The 16,952-nt window shown below is 71.1% G+C and carries 13 protein-coding genes; 7 read left to right on the plus strand and 6 right to left on the minus strand.

The annotated features are described in order from the left end of the window. Positions 1 to 10: 10 nt before the first annotated feature. A complete protein-coding gene (locus tag AB0412_RS13040) occupies positions 11 to 334 on the minus strand; it encodes a plasmid stabilization protein (protein WP_366402607.1) in 324 nt (107 codons plus the stop codon). Between the two features lie 71 nt (positions 335 to 405). Beyond that, a complete protein-coding gene (locus AB0412_RS13045; protein WP_366402608.1) occupies positions 406 to 1,482 on the minus strand; it encodes an oxidoreductase in 1,077 nt (358 codons plus the stop codon). Between the two features lie 359 nt (positions 1,483 to 1,841). Between AB0412_RS13045 and AB0412_RS13050 the strand changes: the two genes are divergently transcribed. The 6 genes from AB0412_RS13050 (at position 1,842) to AB0412_RS13075 (ending at position 9,780) form a co-directional block, all read left to right on the plus strand. Beyond that, complete coding sequence (locus tag AB0412_RS13050) at positions 1,842 to 2,258, plus strand: SsgA family sporulation/cell division regulator (protein WP_366402609.1); 417 nt, start codon at positions 1,842 to 1,844, stop codon at positions 2,256 to 2,258. 80 nt (positions 2,259 to 2,338) lie between these two features. Further along, positions 2,339 to 3,502: a GDSL-type esterase/lipase family protein gene (locus AB0412_RS13055; RefSeq protein ID WP_366402610.1), complete on the plus strand. Its 1,164-nt coding sequence runs from the start codon at positions 2,339 to 2,341 to the stop codon at positions 3,500 to 3,502. A gap of 271 nt (positions 3,503 to 3,773) precedes the next feature. Beyond that, positions 3,774 to 5,402, plus strand: a complete 1,629-nt coding sequence (locus AB0412_RS13060) for an ABC-F family ATP-binding cassette domain-containing protein (RefSeq protein WP_366402611.1) — start codon at positions 3,774 to 3,776, stop codon at positions 5,400 to 5,402. Between the two features lie 10 nt (positions 5,403 to 5,412). Beyond that, entirely contained in the window at positions 5,413 to 7,716 is a 2,304-nt protein-coding gene (locus tag AB0412_RS13065) for an excinuclease ABC subunit UvrA (RefSeq protein WP_366402613.1), read from the plus strand. Between the two features lie 95 nt (positions 7,717 to 7,811). After that, the gene (gene ddaH, locus AB0412_RS13070; RefSeq protein ID WP_366402614.1) at positions 7,812 to 8,588 is read left to right on the plus strand and encodes a dimethylargininase; all 777 of its coding nucleotides are present in this window, start codon (positions 7,812 to 7,814) and stop codon (positions 8,586 to 8,588) included. Positions 8,589 to 8,805: 217 nt separating this feature from the next. Next, positions 8,806 to 9,780, plus strand: coding sequence for an acyl-ACP desaturase (locus AB0412_RS13075; protein WP_366402615.1), 975 nt, complete (start codon positions 8,806 to 8,808; stop codon positions 9,778 to 9,780). A 28-nt stretch (positions 9,781 to 9,808) separates the two neighbouring features. On the opposite strand, the gene AB0412_RS13080 is transcribed toward AB0412_RS13075, so the two are convergent. Both AB0412_RS13080 and AB0412_RS13085 read right to left on the minus strand, forming a co-directional pair. Beyond that, positions 9,809 to 10,066, minus strand: coding sequence for a WhiB family transcriptional regulator (locus AB0412_RS13080; protein ID WP_366402616.1), 258 nt, complete (start codon positions 10,064 to 10,066; stop codon positions 9,809 to 9,811). A gap of 135 nt (positions 10,067 to 10,201) precedes the next feature. Continuing rightward, a complete protein-coding gene (locus tag AB0412_RS13085; RefSeq protein WP_366402617.1) occupies positions 10,202 to 10,990 on the minus strand; it encodes a VOC family protein in 789 nt (262 codons plus the stop codon). A 126-nt stretch (positions 10,991 to 11,116) separates the two neighbouring features. Here AB0412_RS13085 and ligD point away from each other — a divergent pair, with 126 nt between their 5' ends. Further along, complete coding sequence (ligD, locus tag AB0412_RS13090) at positions 11,117 to 12,142, plus strand: non-homologous end-joining DNA ligase (protein ID WP_366402618.1); 1,026 nt, start codon at positions 11,117 to 11,119, stop codon at positions 12,140 to 12,142. A 6-nt stretch (positions 12,143 to 12,148) separates the two neighbouring features. On the opposite strand, the gene AB0412_RS13095 is transcribed toward ligD, so the two are convergent. Then, on the minus strand, positions 12,149 to 14,332 hold the full coding sequence (locus tag AB0412_RS13095) for a family 16 glycoside hydrolase (RefSeq protein WP_366402685.1): 2,184 nt from the start codon (positions 14,330 to 14,332) through the stop codon (positions 12,149 to 12,151). Between the two features lie 14 nt (positions 14,333 to 14,346). Further along, positions 14,347 to 16,824 carry a ThuA domain-containing protein gene (locus tag AB0412_RS13100; protein ID WP_366402619.1) on the minus strand — a complete coding sequence of 826 codons (2,478 nt, stop codon included), beginning with the start codon at positions 16,822 to 16,824 and terminating at the stop codon, positions 14,347 to 14,349. Positions 16,825 to 16,952 lie beyond the last annotated feature (128 nt).

Genomic DNA, 16,952 nt, shown 5'->3' on the forward strand with positions numbered 1-16,952 from the left:
TCAGGGCGGCTCACTTGCCGAGCGCCCGCTGCAGCTCGCTCTTGTTCATGTGCGAACGGCCCTCGACACCGCGGCGCTTGGCCTCCTCGTAGAGCTGGTCGTAGGTGGGCCCCTGGGAGCCCTTGCCGGACCGCTGGCCGCCCCGCTTGCCGGACGACATGTCCTTCGTCGAGGTGCGGCTGGCGGACTTGGACTCGCCGGAGCGGGCGCGTTCCTTGTTCACCGTCCGCGCGGCGATCTCCTTGGCGCGGCCGGCGCTCTCGCCCCGGTCCTGTGCGCTCTCCTTGATGTGTTCGTACTGACGCTCCCGTTTCGGGCTGGACCCGCGTGGCATGTCCGCTCACTTCCTCTCGCGTACCGCGAACGGGTACCCACGTTGGCAGCAATCAGGACACCCCGCATGCGTCAGTGCTCCAGGCGGGCAACCCGTCCCTTCTCCCCCGCGGCCCAGCAGCCGTGGTCGCGGGTGCAGTCGACGGTGTCGTAGGAGCCGGTGTCGACGGTCCGCCAGGTCCGGCCGCCGTCGGTCGTCAGGTCGGTCCCGGTGGGCCCGACCGCGAGGGCGGCGCGGCGGCTGTGCGGGAGCCAGGCGACGCCGGAGCGGTAGGCGGGCGGGGACGCGGCGGCCGGGCGCCAGGTGCGGCCGCCGTCGGCGGTGTGCGCGGCGGCGTCCGCGGAGGGCTGGTCGGGGCGGAAGTCGCCGCCGACGGCGAGGCCGTGGGCGCGGTCGCGGAAGGCGAGGGCGAAGACTCCGCGGGCCGGGTCGCCGGCCGGGATCGGGGCGTCGGTGACCGTCCAGGTGCGGCCCCGGTCGGCGGAGTGCAGCACGCGCGCGCGTGCCGCCCCGCCGGTGGCCATCCAGACGTCCTTCGGCCCCGAGGACACCAGGCACTGGCCGCTCGCCGCGAAGCCCGCCTCGCCCTCCAGGGCGGGCGGCATGCCCGTGTCGGGCAGCACCGTCCAGGACCGGCCGCCGTCGCCGGTCTGCAGGATGCGGAACTTCCCGTCCACCGGGTCGCTCATGGCGAGCCCGTGGCGGTGGTCGAAGAAGGTCATGCAGTCGTAGAAGGCGCGGGCGTCGGTGTTGCGGAAGGACTCGGTCCAGGTCGCGCCGCCGTCGTCGGTGCGGTAGACGCGGGACGCCTCGCCCTCGCCGATCGCCAGCACGACGGCCCGCCTTGCGTCGAAGGCCTCGACGTCCCGGAACTGCAACTCCCCCGCGCCCGGCGGCGAGACGTTCCGCCAGCTGCGCCCGCCGTCGGTGGTGCGCAGGACGGTGCCCCGGGTGCCGGCCAGCCAGGCGGTGTCGCGGCTGACGGCGGACAGCCCGCGGAACCGTACGTCCGGTGCGCCGCTGTCCTTCAGCGCCCAGTGCGGCGCCCCGTGTTCCGTCGCATGCGGTGCGCCGCCCTGGGTCCCGCCCGCCGGTCCGTTCGCCTGCGCCGGTACGGCGGTCAGCGCGGCCAGCACGGCTGCGCACACGCCGGCGGCCGTCGTCCTGAGACCCCCGCGCCCCGCTGGTCGCTGTCGGCCCGTCGGCCCCGGTCGGCCCCGTCGTCCAGTGCGTCGCGTGCTCCCCAAGCGCCTCATGGCGGGCGAAGCTAGCCCACGGCCCCGGCGCCGTCCAGAGGGCCGTACGCCTCCGGCGGGTGGGCCGGAACGCGCCCCGAGTGCCGTTCGGGTCACGCGAGGAGAGCCGCGTCACTCGCGTGCATGAAGGCGGTGACAGAGGTCACTCGCCTCTCGTGTGCACGGATTGGCTGATTCCGTCGTCTCTTCCCGTAGCCGTCCCGGCCCCATCCGCCCGGAAGCCCGTCCAGCCGTCACGAGGGAGCAAGGCGTTGTCCACCGTCATCGAGCAGCCCGTAGAGGCCCGTCTCGTCGCCGCCGCACCGCGGATGCCGAGCATTCCCGCCACGCTGCATTACGACCGGAACGATCCTTTCGCCGTCCGGATGACCTTCCCGGCGCCCGCCACACTGGAGGGTGTGGAGGTCTGCTGGACCTTCGCCCGCGAACTCCTCGCCGCGGGCCTGGAGGGGCCCGAGGGCCATGGCGACGTGCGCGTGCGGCCGTACGGGTACGACCGCACCGTGCTGGAGTTCCACGCCCCCGAGGGCACCGCCGTCGTGCATGTCCGCTCGGGCGAGGTGCGCCGGTTCCTCGAGGCCACGGGCGAGCTCGTGCCGGTCGGCCTGGAGCACCTTCAGCTGGATCTGGACCACGACCTGGCGGAGCTGATGCGCGACGCCTGCTGACACCCGCGCGGCGCCGGACCGCGGCGGGGAACGGCCGGAAACCGTTTGCGGATCACTCCTGCCGTTGACAGTCTGTGATCATGAGCTGGATCACCACGCCCCTCACCGAGGAGCTGCTGCGGGGCGCGCTGGAGCTGGAGCGGACCGGGCAGGGCGTGCAACCGCACCGGCTGCCCGCGCGGGCCCGGGCGCAGGGTGACGGTCAGGTGGCCATGGCGGAGGCCCAGCCGTCCGGGGTCCGGCTGGTGTTCCGCACCCGGGCCACCGCGGTCGAGCTGGACGCGCTGCGCACCAAGCCGGCCTACGAGGGCGCCCCGCCCCGTCCGGACGGCCTGTACGACCTGCTGATCGACGGCGAGCCGGCCGGGCAGTCCCCGGTCGACGGCGGGAACGTCGTGCTGACGGACCTGGCCACCGGGTCCACGGACTTCCGGCCCGGGCCGGTCGGCACGGTGAGGTTCACGGGGCTGCCCGAACGCGACAAGCGCGTGGAGATCTGGCTGCCGCACAACGAGATGACGCTGCTGGTCGCGCTGCGCACCGATGCCCCCGTCGAGCCGGTGCCGGCCGGGGACCGCAGGGTGTGGCTGCACCACGGCAGTTCCATCAGCCAGGGCTCCGACGCCGCGAGTCCCACCACGACCTGGCCCGCGCTCGCGGCGCGGCTCGGCGAGGTGGACCTGATCAATCTGGGGCTGAGCGGGAGCGCGCTGCTCGACCCGTTCACGGCGCGGGCGATGCGGGACACCCCCGCCGACCTCGTCAGCGTGAAGATCGGCATCAATCTGGTCAACCACGACATGATGCGGCTGCGGGCCTTCACGGCGGCCGTGCACGGCTTCCTCGACACCCTGCGCGAGGGTCACCCCACCACTCCCCTGCTGGTCGTCTCGCCCCTGCTGTGCCCCATGCACGAGAACACGCCGGGCCCCAGTGCGTTCGACTTCAGCCAGATCGACGAGGGCAGGCTGCGCTTCCAGGCCGCGGGCGATCCCGCCGAGACGGCCGCGGGAAAGCTCACGCTGAGGGTCGTGCGCGACGAGCTGGCCCGCATCGTGCGGGAGCGGGGCGCCGACGACCCCCATCTGCACTACCTGGACGGCCGCGAGCTCTACGGCGAGGCGGACCACGCCGAACTGCCGCTGCCCGACGACCTGCATCCGGACGCGGCCACACACCGTCGCGTCGGCGAGCGCTTCGCGCACCTGGCCTTCGGCAAGGGCGGACCCTTCGGCGGGTGTTGACACCCGCCCGGAACTCTCTTACAGTGTATGGCGGTCCTGTTGCCGCCGATTGGAGAAGGACGTTGCTCGTCTGAGGTCCTGAGACACCGCGTGACACCTCTGAAGTGTGTCCGTCGTGTGCGACCTCGGCGTTCGAGCCGTCCTTGCGGAACAGGGCTTTTCTCATGCCCCGGCCTTCCCTCCCGGCCCACGGTCTCCGCCTCGTCGCCTCCCGCGGTGTCTCGATACGCGATTGCTCCCCCGACCACTGCAAGCAACCGCGGAGGCCCGCATGTCTACTTCCACCATCGCCTGTACGTCCCTGTCCTTCGCATGGCCCGACGGCACCCCCGTCTTCGACGGCCTCGACGTCGCCTTCGGCGCCGGCCGCACCGGCCTCGTCGGCGTCAACGGGTCGGGAAAATCGACCCTGTTGAAGCTGATCGCCGGTGAGCTCACCCCGGTCGACGGCACCGTCCGGGTGGCCGGGGAGGTGGGATATCTGCCGCAGAACGTCACGCTCGACACGGCGTTGCGCGTCGACGAGGCGCTCGGCATCGCCGCGCAGCGGGCCGCGCTGCACGCCATCGAGGCGGGCGACGTGGCCGAGGAGCACTTCGAGACCGTCGGTGACGACTGGGACGTGGAGGAACGCGCCCTGGCCACGCTCGGCGAACTCGGGCTCAGCCACGTCGACTTGGACCGCACCATCGGCGAGGTCTCGGGCGGTGAGTCGGTGCTGCTGCGGCTGGCCGCGCTGCTGCTGCGCCGGCCGGACGTGCTGCTGCTCGACGAGCCGACCAACAACCTCGACCTGTACGCCCGCAGGCGGCTGTACGCGGCCGTCGAGGGCTGGCCGGGCGTGATGATCGTGGTCAGCCACGACCGTGAACTGCTCGAACGCGTCGACCAGATCGCCGATCTGCGCTCCGGGGAGGTCACCTGGTACGGCGGCAACTACTCGGCCTACGAGGAGGCCCTCGCCGTCGAGCAGGAGGCGGCCGAGCGTATGGTGCGGGTCGCCGAGGCCGATCTGCGCAAGCAGAAGCGTGAACTGGCGGACGCCCAGGTGAAGTTGGCGCGCCGCAAGCGCTACGGGCAGAAGATGTGGGACAGCAAGCGCGAACCCAAGATCATCATGAGCGAGCGCAAACGCCAGGCCCAGGTCGCGGCCGGCAAGCACCGCATCATGCACGAGGAGAAGCTCGCCGAGGCCAAGGAGCGGCTCGACGACGCGGTGGAGGCCGTGCGGGACGACGACGAGATCCGCGTCGACCTGCCGTACACCGCCGTACCACCGGGCCGCACCGTTCTCACGCTGCTGGACCTGGAACTCGCCCACGGGGCCCGGGTGAAGGGAGGCTTCGACCTGCGGGGCCCGGAGCGGGTCGCGCTGATCGGGCGCAACGGCGCCGGGAAGACGACGCTGCTGCGCACCATCGCCGGGGAGCTGCCGCCGGTCTCGGGTGAGGCGACGGCGCATGTCCCGCTGCGGTTCCTGCCGCAGCGGCTCGACGTCCTCGACGGGGAGCTGTCGGTGGCCGAGAACGTGGCGCGGTTCGCGCCCGAGGCCACCAACAACCGGATCCGGGCGCGGCTCGCCCGCTTCCTGTTCCGGGGTGCCCGCGCCGACCAGAAGGCGGCGACCCTGTCCGGCGGCGAACGCTTCCGGGCGGCGCTGGCCGCGCTGATGCTGGCCGAGCCCGCGCCGCAGCTGCTGATGCTGGACGAGCCGACCAACAACCTCGACATGGCGAGCGTCCGGCAGCTCACCACGGCGCTGGAGTCGTACGAGGGGGCGCTGATCGTGGCCAGCCACGACCTGCCGTTCCTTCAGTCCCTCGGCATCACCCGCTGGCTGATCATGGAGGAGGGAGAACTGAAAGAAACCACGACAGAAGCTGTCGGGTATTCCGCCTAGCGTCGGCGGTATGAGCGCATCCGTCGACCACAACGCGTACCTCACCATCACCGGGGCCAGGGAGAACAACCTCAAGGACGTCACGCTCCGCATCCCGAAGGGCCGGCTGACCGTGTTCACCGGCGTCTCGGGATCGGGGAAGTCCTCCGTCGTCTTCGACACGATCGCCGTCGAGTCGCAGCGGCAGCTCAACGAGACGTTCACCTGGTTCGTGCGCAACCGGCTGCCCAAGTACGAGCGGCCACACGCGGAGTCGCTGCGGGACCTCACCCCGGCGATCGTCGTCGACCAGCGGCCCGTCGGCGGGCACTCCCGCTCCACGGTCGGCACGATGACGGACGTGTACTCGGTGATCCGGGTGCTGTTCTCCCGGCACGGCACGCCGAGCGCCGGTCCGGCGACGGCGTACTCGTTCAACGACCCGTCGGGCATGTGCCCCGAGTGCGACGGTCTGGGCCGGACCGTGCGGCCGGACTGGGACCGCATCCTGGACGCGGACCGCTCCCTCGCCGAGGGGGCGGTCCGCTTCCCGCCGTTCGCCGCCGGGACCTGGCAGGGCCAGGCGTACACCAACAGCGACGAGCTGGACCCGCACAAGCCGGTGCGCGAGTTCACGGCCGCCGAGCGGGAGTTCCTGATGCGGGGGCGTCCCGGCAGCAAGGTCACGGTGAACGGTTCGGGCGGCACCTGGACCACCGAGTACGAGGGCCTCGCCGACCGTTTCGAACGGCTGTACCTCAAGCGGGACCTGGGCGCGATGAGCCAGAAGACCCGCGACATGGTGCGGGAGTATCTGTCCGAGGGCACCTGCCCGGCCTGCCGGGGCGCACGGCTCAACGAGGCTGCCCTCGCCACCCGGATCAACGGCCTGTCGATCGCCGACTGCACGCGCATGCAGGTCACCGACCTCGTCACGGTGCTGCGGGAGATCGACGACCCCGTCGCACGGCCGATCGCCGGGGCCGCCGTCGCCGCGCTGGAGCGGATCGAGCGGATCGGTCTCGGCTACCTCAGCCTCGACAGGGAGACCTCCACGCTGTCGGGCGGCGAGGGCCAGCGGCTGAAGACGGTGCGGCACCTCGGGTCCAGTCTGACCGGGATGACGTACATCTTCGACGAGCCCAGCGTCGGGCTGCACCCGCGCGATGTGCACCGGCTCGGGGAACTGCTGCTGCGGCTGCGCGACAAGGGCAACACCGTGCTGGTCGTCGAGCACGACCCGGATGTCATCGCGCTGGCCGATCACGTCGTCGACATGGGGCCGGGGGCGGGTGCCGACGGCGGCCGGGTGGTCTTCGAGGGCCCGCCGTCCGGGCTGGCCGCGTCCGGCACGCTGACCGGACGGTGGCTGGGCCGGCGGGCGTCGGTCAAGGACACGGTGCGGGACGCGGCCGGTGAGCTGTGGCTGAAGGGCGCCGACCGGCACAACCTGCGGGACGTCACCGTGCGCTTCCCGGCCGGGGTGCTGACCGCGGTGACCGGAGTCGCGGGGTCCGGCAAGAGCACCCTGGTCGCCGAGTTCACCGCGGCCCATCCCGAGGCGGTGGTGGTGGACCAGTCCTCGATCGGCATCTCCGCCCGGTCCACCCCGGCGACGTACCTCGGGATCATGGACACGGTACGGAAGATCTTCGCGCGGGAGACGGGCCGGGAGGCGGGCCTGTTCAGCTTCAACTCGGACGGCGCCTGCGCGACCTGCGAGGGCCGCGGGATCATCTACACGGACCTCGCCTTCATGGACCCGGTGACCACGACCTGTCACGACTGCGAGGGCCGGCGCTTCAAGGACGAGGTGCTGCGGCTGACGGTCGACGGCCGCTCCATCGCCGATGTGCTGGGGATGACGGCGGGGGAAGCACTGGACTTCTTCTCCGACCCGGGCCTGCGCCGCCGGCTGACCGCGCTGCGGGACGTGGGGCTGCCGTACCTCACGCTCGGCCAGCCGCTGTCCACGCTGTCCGGTGGCGAGCGGCAACGGATCAAGCTGGCGACCCGGCTGCACCGCACCGGCGCGGTGTACGTCCTGGACGAGCCGACGACCGGGCTGCACATGGCCGACGTCGACGGTCTCGTCACCCTGCTGGACCGCCTGGTGGACTCGGGGAACACCGTCATCGTGGTCGAACACAACCTGGACGTGATCGCCCGCGCCGACTGGGTGATCGACCTCGGCCCGGAAGGGGGCCGGGACGGCGGCCGGGTGATCTTCGAGGGGACTCCGGCGGAGCTGGCCGAGGCGGACGGCTCGTACACCGGGGAGCATCTGCGCCGGGCGGTGCGGCGAGCCGGGGCCCGCCGGGTTACCGGTGGTTAAACTCATCGGCGGTGGGGGTGTTCCCGTCCGGTTCCGGCTTGCATGATGGTCGGCCGGCGCCCATGTCACGTTCCATCCGATACGGAGTCACGCTCGTGCCCAGCAAGAAGGCCCTCGTCCGCCGCCCCAGCCCCCGCCTGGCCGAGGGGCTGGTGACCCACATCGAGCGGGAGCAGGTCGACGTCGACCGCGCGGTGGAGCAGTGGGAGGCGTATGTGGAGGCCCTGCGCAGCCACGGCTGGGAGACCGTCGAGGTGGACCCGGCCGACGACTGCCCGGACTCCGTGTTCGTCGAGGACACGGTCGTGATGTTCCGGAACGTCGCGTTGATCGCCCGCTCCGGTGCCGAGTCCCGGCGCGCGGAGACGATCGGCGTCGAGGAGGCCGTGGCGAGCCTCGGCTGCTCGGTGAACTGGATCTGGGAGCCGGGCACGCTGGACGGCGGTGACGTGCTGAAGATCGGCGACACCGTGTACGTCGGCCGGGGCGGGCGTACCAACGCGGCCGGCGTCCAGCAGCTGCGCGCGGCGTTCGAGCCGCTGGGCGCGCGGGTCGTCGCCGTGCCGGTGAGCAAGGTGCTGCATCTGAAGTCGGCGGTCACCGCGCTGCCGGACGGCACCGTCATCGGGCACATCCCGACCATGGACGCCCCGTCGCTGTTCGACCGCTTCCTGCCGGTGCCGGAGGAGTCGGGCTCGCACGTGGTGCTGCTCGGCGGGGACAAGCTGCTGATGGCGTCGAGCGCCCCGAAGACCGCGGAGCTGTTCGCGGACCTGGGCTACGAGCCCGTGCTGGTGGACATCGGCGAGTTCGAGAAGCTCGAGGGCTGTGTGACATGCCTCTCGGTGCGGCTGCGGGGGCTGTACGCCTGAGAGGCGGTCCGCGCCCCTCGTCCGGCCCCCGGACCTGCGGGTCCCGGGGGTCGGCACATTTCGGGCAACTCCCGGTCGGCGGGGGCCTGATCAGCGGTCTTTACAGCGTCCTTAACCTACGGCTTCGTAACCTACGGATTCGTAGCCTACGATTCCGTAGGTTCCCGGCGCCGCTCGCCGGACCCCTCGTACCTGTCACCGTCCCCCTGGAGTCCCCGTGACGCTCGCTTCTCCCCACCTCGGCAGCCCTTCCGTCTGGACCGACGCGCGGCTGTTGTACGCCCTCGAGGAAGTGGTCGAGAAGGAACTCAACCGGCATCTGCAGGTCGCCAAGGACTGGATGCCGCACGAGTACGTGCCGTGGAGCGACGGCCGCAACTTCCCCGGTTTCTTCGAGGACGGCGAGGCCTGGGACAAGGAGCAGTCCAAGGTCACCGAGATCGGCCGTATCGCGCTGGTGGTGAACCTGCTGACCGAGGACAACCTCCCCAGCTACCACCACGAGATCGCCTCCCTGTTCGGCCGGGACGGCGCCTGGGGCACCTGGGTGCACCGCTGGACCGCGGAGGAGGGCCGGCACGGCATCGTCATGCGGGACTACCTGCTCGCCTCCCGCGCCGTGGACCCGGACAAGCTCGAGCAGTTCCGCATGGCCCACATGAGCGAGGGCTTCGAGTCGGACAACCGCCACTCGATGCTGCACTCGGTCGCCTACGTCGCCTTCCAGGAGCTGGCCACCCGGATCTCGCACCGCAACACCGGCCACCAGTCGGGCGACCCGGTCTGCGACCGCATGCTGGCGCGCATCGCGACCGACGAGAACCTGCACATGGTCTTCTACCGCAATCTGCTCAAGGCGGCCTTCGAGCTCGCCCCCGACCTGACGATGCAGGCGGTGCGGGACGTCGTGGTGAACTTCCGCATGCCCGGCCACGGCATGCCGGGCTTCGAGCGGGCCGCGGCGCAGATGGCGATCGGCGAGGTCTACAACCTGCGCATCCACCACGACGACGTGCTCCAGCCGGTGCTCCGCTTCCTGAAGATCATGGAGATCGACGGTCTGGGCCCCGAGGGCATGCAGGCCCAGGAGGAGCTGGGTCTGTACATGGGCGGCCTGGACGCGGAGGCCAGGAAGTTCGACGAGAAGCTCGCTGCCCGCAAGGCCCGCATGGCGGCCCGCGCCGCCGGCTGACCCCCGCCCGCGGGGCGCACGCGAGGCGTCAGCGCCCCGCCCGCCGCAGTTCCAGCCGCTCCTTCTCCGACAGTCCGCCCCAGACGCCGAAGCGCATGTCGTGGCTCAGGGCGTACTCGAGGCAGGTGGCGCGGATGGGGCACAGCCCGCAGATCCGCTTGGCCTCGCGCACGGAGCTGCCGGGCTCGGGGAAGAAGAAGTCTCCCCCGGTCTGCGCGCACAGGGCCTCTTCCTGCCAAGCGAGATCGGGTGAGGCGAAGGTGTCGATGTCCAGGTGCGTGTGCATGGCTGGAAGCGTGCCCGGCGGCGAAAAACGTCTCATCAACGCCGGATCAACGCGGCGCGCCGCGCGCGGGACACCGGGGACGACGATGACGGCGTCGGCCCGCGAAAGCACGGCGGCGCGCCCGGCACGTCGGGTTCAGACCTGCTGGGGGTCTCCCCTGAGGACGGCGAAGCGCGCACCCCAGGGGTCCTCGAGCCGGGCGAGCCGGCCCACCCCGGTGATCGAGGTCGCCGGCATCCGCACGCTGCCGCCCAGCTCGACGGCCTTGGCGACGGTCGCGTCCGGGTCGTCGGCGCCGAAGTAGGGGAGCCAGTACGGCCGCCCGCCGGACGCGGCCTCCACGGGATCGTCGGCCACCGGCACCAGCCCGCCGAACGCGCCGTCCTCACCGGTGCCGGAGGGGTTGACGGACGTGTAGACACCGGCCGGGTAGGTCACGGCGGAGGTCTCCCAGCCGAGCACGGAGTGGAAGAAGGCGGCGGCACGGGCGATGTCCGGCGTGTACAGCTCGGCCCAGCACAGCGAGCCGGCCGCCATGACCCGGTCGAGGCCCTTGCGCAGTCCGGGCTCCCAGATGCCGAAGGGCACACCGGCGTGATCGGTGAGAACCGCCGACGTCCCCTGCTCCATGACCCGCACGGGCGCCTGGACCACGCCGCCCCCGGCCTGCTCGGCGGCCTTGGCCGTGGCCTGCGCGTCGGAGCTCTGGAAGTAGACGGTCCAGGAGGCCGCCCCGTCCCCGGGGGCGCATCCCGCGACGATCTCACCGCCCAGCTCGAAGAAGCCGTATCCCCCGGCCTGCGGCCCGGCGGAGCGGAACTCCCAGCCGAAGAGCCCGCCGTAGAAGGCCGCGGCCTCCTCGGCACCGGGCGCAGCGACCTCGATCCAGTCCGGTCCGCCGTCGACGAAGCGAGTGCTCAGCATGGCGCCTCCTCCAAGAGGTCCCGTCACCTTGCCGCCGAGTCTTGCACCCGCCACTGACAACGGCCGTCCGTGAACGCGGTGCCGCCCGGTATGCGAGGTTCGCGTGATACGCCTACCGTGGCTCGCATGGGTGACGCGGTGGAGCTCGAGGTGGCCGGGCGGAGCGTACGGCTGTCCAGCCCGGACAAGGTGTTCTTTCCGGAGCGCGGTTTCACCAAGCTCGATCTGGCCCGCTACTACCAGGCGGTCGGACCCGGCATCCTGCGCGCCCTGAGGAACCGTCCCACCACCCTGGAGCGCTACCCCGAAGGGGTGACCGGCGAGTCGTTCTTCCAGAAGCGGGCGCCGAAGAACATGCCCGACTGGATTCCCACCGCACACATCACCTTCCCCAGCGGACGCAGCGCCGACGAGATGTGCCCCACCGAGGAGGCGGCGGTCGTCTGGGCGGCCCAGTACGGAACGCTCGTCTTCCACCCCTGGCCGGTGCGCCGCGACGACGTCGACCATCCCGACGAACTGCGCATCGACCTCGACCCGCAGCCCGGCACCGACTACGACGACGCCGCCCGCGCCGCGCACGAACTGCGGGCCGTGCTCGACGCGTACGGGCTGCGCGGCTGGCCCAAGACCTCCGGTGGCCGGGGTCTGCACGTGTTCGTGCCGATCGAGCCGCGCTGGACGTTCACCCAGGTCCGCCGGGCGGCCATCGCCGTGGGCCGGGAGATGGAGCGGCGGATGCCGGAGCAGGTGACCATCAAGTGGTGGAAGGAGGAGCGCGGCGAGCGCATCTTCATCGACTACAACCAGACGGCCCGCGACCGCACCATCGCCTCCGCGTACTCCGTCCGGCCCCGGCCGCACGCGCCCGTCTCGGCGCCGCTGCGGTGGGAGGAGGTCGGTGTCGCCCATCCGCAGGACTTCGATCTCGCGTCCATGCCCGCGCGCTTCGCCGAACTCGGCGATGTGCACGCGGACATGGACGATCACGCGTTCTCCCTGGAGCCGCTGCTCGAGCTGGCCCGCCGGGACGAGCACGACCACGGGCTCGGCGATCTGCCGTACCCGCCCGAGTATCCGAAGATGCCGGGGGAACCCAGGCGGGTACAGCCGAGCCGGGCCAGGAGACAACCGGGGCCTACCGCCCCCTAGCGGGCTCTACAGGTCCTTGATCCTCACATCCCGGTACGACACGACGTCCGTCGTGCCGTGGACCTGCAGTCCGATGTATCCGGAGGCGAACCGCCGCCCGTCCGTGCCCGGGTCGTCCGAGCGGGGCGGGGAGAAGTCCTGGCCGCCGGTGTTGTCGAACTCGTTGATCAGCACGCCGTTGCGGTAGACCGAGTAGTGCTGGTCGACGACCCGGATCTCGTAGTCGTTCCAGGTGCCCTTCTGGGTCACGCCCGCACCGGCGAGGCCCACGCGGTCGAAGCCGTAGATCGAGCCGGTCTTGTACATGTCGCCGTCGGGCCGGTCCAGTACCTGCACCTCGTGCCCGTACTTGATGGCGACCCACTCCGGGCGCGGCTCCTCCGGATGGTCGTGGATCTGCGGGAACCGCACGAACACACCGGAGTTGGCGTTGCCGGTGCCGGGCGCGTCGTCCCGCCACTGGAGCTTCAGCGAGAAGTCGCCGTACTTCCGCTCGGGGAACCACAGCATGCCGAGGCCCGGCTTCGTGGTGCCGGAGGTGATCGACCCGTCCGGGTTCAGCGCGAACGAACCGCCGCCCACCTGCTCCCACTTGGCGAAGGACGCCTCGGTGCCGTCGAGGATCGTGCGGTAGCCCTCGGTCTGGCCCGGTGTGCCGATGCCCGACTGGCGCGCGGCCCGGTTGATCGCCCGGTACTCGCGCCGGTCGACGACGCCTTCCTTCAGCAGCCGGTCCAGGACGGTCCGCACATGCTTGAGGAACAGCGCCTGGGAGGTCCACTCCTTCTCGTCCTCGATCAGCTCGCCGATCCGGCACCGGTTGTTCGTGACCCGATTGGGGACGCCCGAGTCGACCGTGCCGACGATCACCGTCAACCGCTCGTCGTACTCGGGGCAGTCGGGCGCGGGCACCCCGCCGCCCGCCACGACCGTGAAGCTCACCGACAGCGGCGATGAGGTGTTGCCCGCCTTGTCGGTCGCCCGGTAGGTCACGGTGTGCCGGCCCGCGCGATCGACGATCACCGGCTGCGTGTAGGCGAGATAGGGCCCGCCGTCGAGCGAGTACTCGATCGTGTTCACCCCGGAGCCGCCCTCGTCGGTGGCGCTGACGGTCACGGTGGCGTCGCCGACGTAGGCGCCGTCGGAGTTCCGTTCGCCCTCGACGCTCACGCCCGTCACCGGCGGGGTGGTGTCCTGCGGGGGCGCGGCGACGACCGTGAACCGCACGCTCTTCTCGGCCGCCGCGTTGCCCGCCTTGTCGGTGGCGCGGTAGCGCACGGTGTGCGTGCCGACCTGGTGCACCATCACCGGGCCGGTGTACGTCTGCCAGGGGCCTTCGGCACCGATGGCGTACTCGATGGTGTTGACCCCCGATCCGGTGTCGGAGGCGGTGACGGTGACGGTCGCCATGTCGACATAGGCACCGTCGTCGTTGCGTTCGCCGTCCACGGTGGCCGAGGTCTCCGGCGGGGTGGTGTCGTCGGAGGCCGGGGGGACCACCGTGAACTCCACGCTCTTCTCGGCCGAGACGTTGCCCGCCTTGTCCAGGGCGCGGTAGCGCACCTTGTGGGTGCCGACCTGGTCGATGACGACCGGCGCGGTGTACGGCTGCCAGGCGCCGCCGTCGCCGACCGCGTACTCGATCCGGTCGACACCCGAGCCCTCGTCGGTGGCCTCGACGGTGACGCTCGCCGAGCCGACGTACGCGCCGTCGGCGTTCTGCGTGCCGTTCACCTTCGCGGTCGCCTCGGGCGCGGTGGTGTCCTCGCCGTCGCCCTCGGTCACCACCAGGACGCCCTGCATCTGGCCGTGGCCGGGGATCGTGCAGTGGTAGAGGTAGCGGCCGGGGGTGAGGGTGACCTCGGCGGTGTGCCTGCCGCCGTTGGCGTCGTTGGGGTTGGCCAGGATGTTGAGCTGGACGTCGCTGTTGTACTCGGGATCGCTGGTGACGAACGTCAGCGTGTGCGGCATGCCGGTGGTGTTGCCGGTGGCCACGCTGTTCTCGAAGACGATCGTCGCCGGGCCGGCCACCGCCGTGGCCGGTGCGGACAGGTACTTGTCGATGTCGTTGCCGGCGGTCCAGGTGAGGACCTGCGCGGCGGCGGCCCCCTCGGCCTCGGGCTGCCCGGCGGCGGGCATCGCCTGCAGGCCCAGCAGCATCAGCAGACCGGCCAGCAGCGCGGCCCACACTCTTCGTCGACGTATCACCGAGTCCCCCTCGCCAGTTGCCCGGCGGCCGGGGTCGGCCCGCCGCCGGTGTAGGTGACCCGCCACAGCGCGGACTTGGTGTCGGAGGTGAAGAAGCCGCGGCCGTAGTCGAGGACGTACAGCGCGCCGTCCGGACCGAACTTCCAGTCCATCAGGTTCTTGATGCCGTCGTTGCCGATCGGCACGATCTTCTTCAGGGACTCCGAGTGCACCGGCAGACCGCCGTCGCCTTGCGTCTTCGGGTCCATGAGCACCGCGTTGCGCGGCTGGTCGGCGTCGTAGAAGTCGCCGACGAACCACTTGCCGTCCCAGTAGCCCGGCCACTTGACGGCGCTGTCGCTCGTCTCGTCGTAGCGGTACACCGGCCCGTTCATCGCGGCCTGGCCGCCGCCCTTGAGCCAGGGCAGCCGGTAGGTGGCCTCCTCCGCCTTGTAGGAGGGGATGCCGCTGGCGTCGCGCGGGAAGTCGGGGCCGCCGCCCTGCGGTGAGTACCAGATGTTGTTGCCGGTCACCGGCGGCAGGTTGACCAGGCCGTCGTTGTTCGGCGACTCGTTCTTCGGGTGGTCGCAGTCGTACCAGCCGAGCGGCTTGGACGGGTCGGGCAGATTGCGGTCCCGGTAGGGCTGCTTGTTGCCCATGCAGTACGGCCAGCCCCGGTTGGACGCCTCGGTGATGGCGGCGAAGGTGTCGTACTTGGCCGGGCCCCAGGTGGGCGAGGGCTGCCCCGCGTCGGGGCCGACCCAGCCCGCGTAGAGGACGTCGGTCGACTTGTCGACGAAGATGCGCGCCGGGTTGCGCACGCCCATCACATAGATCTCGCCGCGGGTCTTGCCGCCGCCCTCGTCCGGCTCCTTCCCGGTGAAGAGGTTGCCCTCGGGGAGGGTGTACGTGCCGTCCGGTTCCGGGTGGATGCGCAGGATCTTGCCGTTGAGGTTGTTGGTGTTGCCGGCGGTGCGGCGGGCGTCGGCGAAGGACACGCCCTTGAAGTTCGGCTCGGGGTTGTTGCCGGAGTAACCGCCGCTGAAACCGCTGGAGTTGTTGTCACCGGTGGCGATGTAGAGGTTGCCCTCGGAGTCCCAGGCCATGCCGCCGCCGGAGTGGCAGCAGCTGTGGATCTGCACCGGCCACTTCAGCAGCACCTTCTCGCTGGAGAGGTCCAGCTTGTCGGTCGCCTTGTCGAGCGTGAAGCGGGAGACGCGCCGTTCGGCCATGTGGGTCTCACGGTTGATCTCCGAGTGCGGTGTGTAGTGCAGGTACACCCAGCCGTTCTCGGCGAATCCCGGGTCCAGCTCGATGCCGAGCAGGCCCTCCTCGACCTTGGTCAGCTCGTCGCCGCCGCCCTTGTTGCCGAAGACGGTCAGCTCGCCCGCGAGGGTGACCTGCTCGGTCTTCGGGTCGTAGACGTGGATCTGGCCCTTGCCCTTGCCGATGTCGGGGTTGTTCCAGTCGGTGATCACCGGCTGGGAGGCGTCGGCGCCGCCGCGGCCGATGTAGAAGACACGGCCGTCGGGGGCGGTGACCAGGCCGTGCGGCTCGCCGATCTGGTCGTTCTGCCCGGGCTGGTTGGGCTTCGTCAGGCGCTCCGCCTTGTAGTTGCCGGTGATGGTCGCCTTGCAGTCGGCTCGGACGAGCCGGGTGGTCCACAGCAGGGCGCCGCGCAGATGGTCGCGGAAGTCGGTCTCGTCGTACGACGACACCGTGCCGCCCATGCCGGTGTAGAAGGACCGGCCGCCGTCGTAGTCACGGCACCAGCTCACCGGGTGGTCCCAGCCGTTGGCGCTCGTCCCCGGCTGGTACGTCGACTCCCGTACGCGGGCGACGGTGTGCACCTCGCCGGACGGGTTCTTCACCCAGTTGAGCCACTTGTCCGGCCGCTTCCACTGCGGTGGCAGGCTCTTGGTCGCCGGGTGCCGCCGGTCGCCGACCTCGACGGTCGCGCGCTGCACCGTGGCCGGGCTCGACGCGGCGGGGCGGGCGCCGATGAGACCGGTGAACCAGTCCGAGTACGGCTCGGCGCGGGCCGCGTCATGGATGCCGAGGAAACCCCCGCCCGCCTCCATGTACGCCTCCAGGCCGGCCTCCTGGTCCGGGTCGAGCACGTCCCCGCCGCCGGTCAGGAACACCACGGCGTTGAAGCGGCCGAGCCGTGCGGCGTCGGTGAAGACCGAGGAGTCGCCGGTGGCGGTCACCTTGAACCGCTGGTTCTCCGGGCCGGACAGCCCGATCTTCTCGATCGCCACGATCCCGGCGTTGACCAGCGGTGATTCCTCGCCGCCGGCGGCCGAGCCGTGGAACAGCAGCACCCGTACGTTCGCGCCGCCCGGGGGCGACTTGATGGACATCGTTGTCAGATCCGGGTCAGGCGCCGGGCGCGCGCTGGCGGCGGGACCCGACAGCAGTCCGGCGGCGACGATCCCGGCGGTGACGGTCGCCGCCCAGGCGCGCCGTCTGGTGCTCGACGTTCTTAAGCTCATGGGTTGTTGATGCGATGTGAACCGCACGTGGCCACCCACCCCTCATCGGTCGCGGCAACAGCGTGAAGGAAGCTAGACCTCTTGACGCCACACGCCAATACCTATGGCCGCAATGAAGGCAACTTTGT

It is taken from the genome of Streptomyces sp. NPDC052012, assembly GCF_040689265.1.
Classification (GTDB): domain Bacteria; phylum Actinomycetota; class Actinomycetes; order Streptomycetales; family Streptomycetaceae; genus Streptomyces.

Coding starts and splice junctions, on each gene's coding strand:
- AB0412_RS13055 (WP_366402610.1), top strand. CDS start 2,339: ATGAGCTGGATCACCACGCCCCTCACCGAGGAGCTGCTGCGGGGCGCG.
- AB0412_RS13060 (WP_366402611.1), top strand. CDS start 3,774: ATGTCTACTTCCACCATCGCCTGTACGTCCCTGTCCTTCGCATGGCCC.
- ligD (WP_366402618.1), top strand. CDS start 11,117: ATGGGTGACGCGGTGGAGCTCGAGGTGGCCGGGCGGAGCGTACGGCTG.
- AB0412_RS13085 (WP_366402617.1), bottom strand. CDS start 10,990: ATGCTGAGCACTCGCTTCGTCGACGGCGGACCGGACTGGATCGAGGTC.
- AB0412_RS13065 (WP_366402613.1), top strand. CDS start 5,413: ATGAGCGCATCCGTCGACCACAACGCGTACCTCACCATCACCGGGGCC.
- AB0412_RS13100 (WP_366402619.1), bottom strand. CDS start 16,824: ATGAGCTTAAGAACGTCGAGCACCAGACGGCGCGCCTGGGCGGCGACC.
- AB0412_RS13040 (WP_366402607.1), bottom strand. CDS start 334: ATGCCACGCGGGTCCAGCCCGAAACGGGAGCGTCAGTACGAACACATC.
- AB0412_RS13080 (WP_366402616.1), bottom strand. CDS start 10,066: ATGCACACGCACCTGGACATCGACACCTTCGCCTCACCCGATCTCGCT.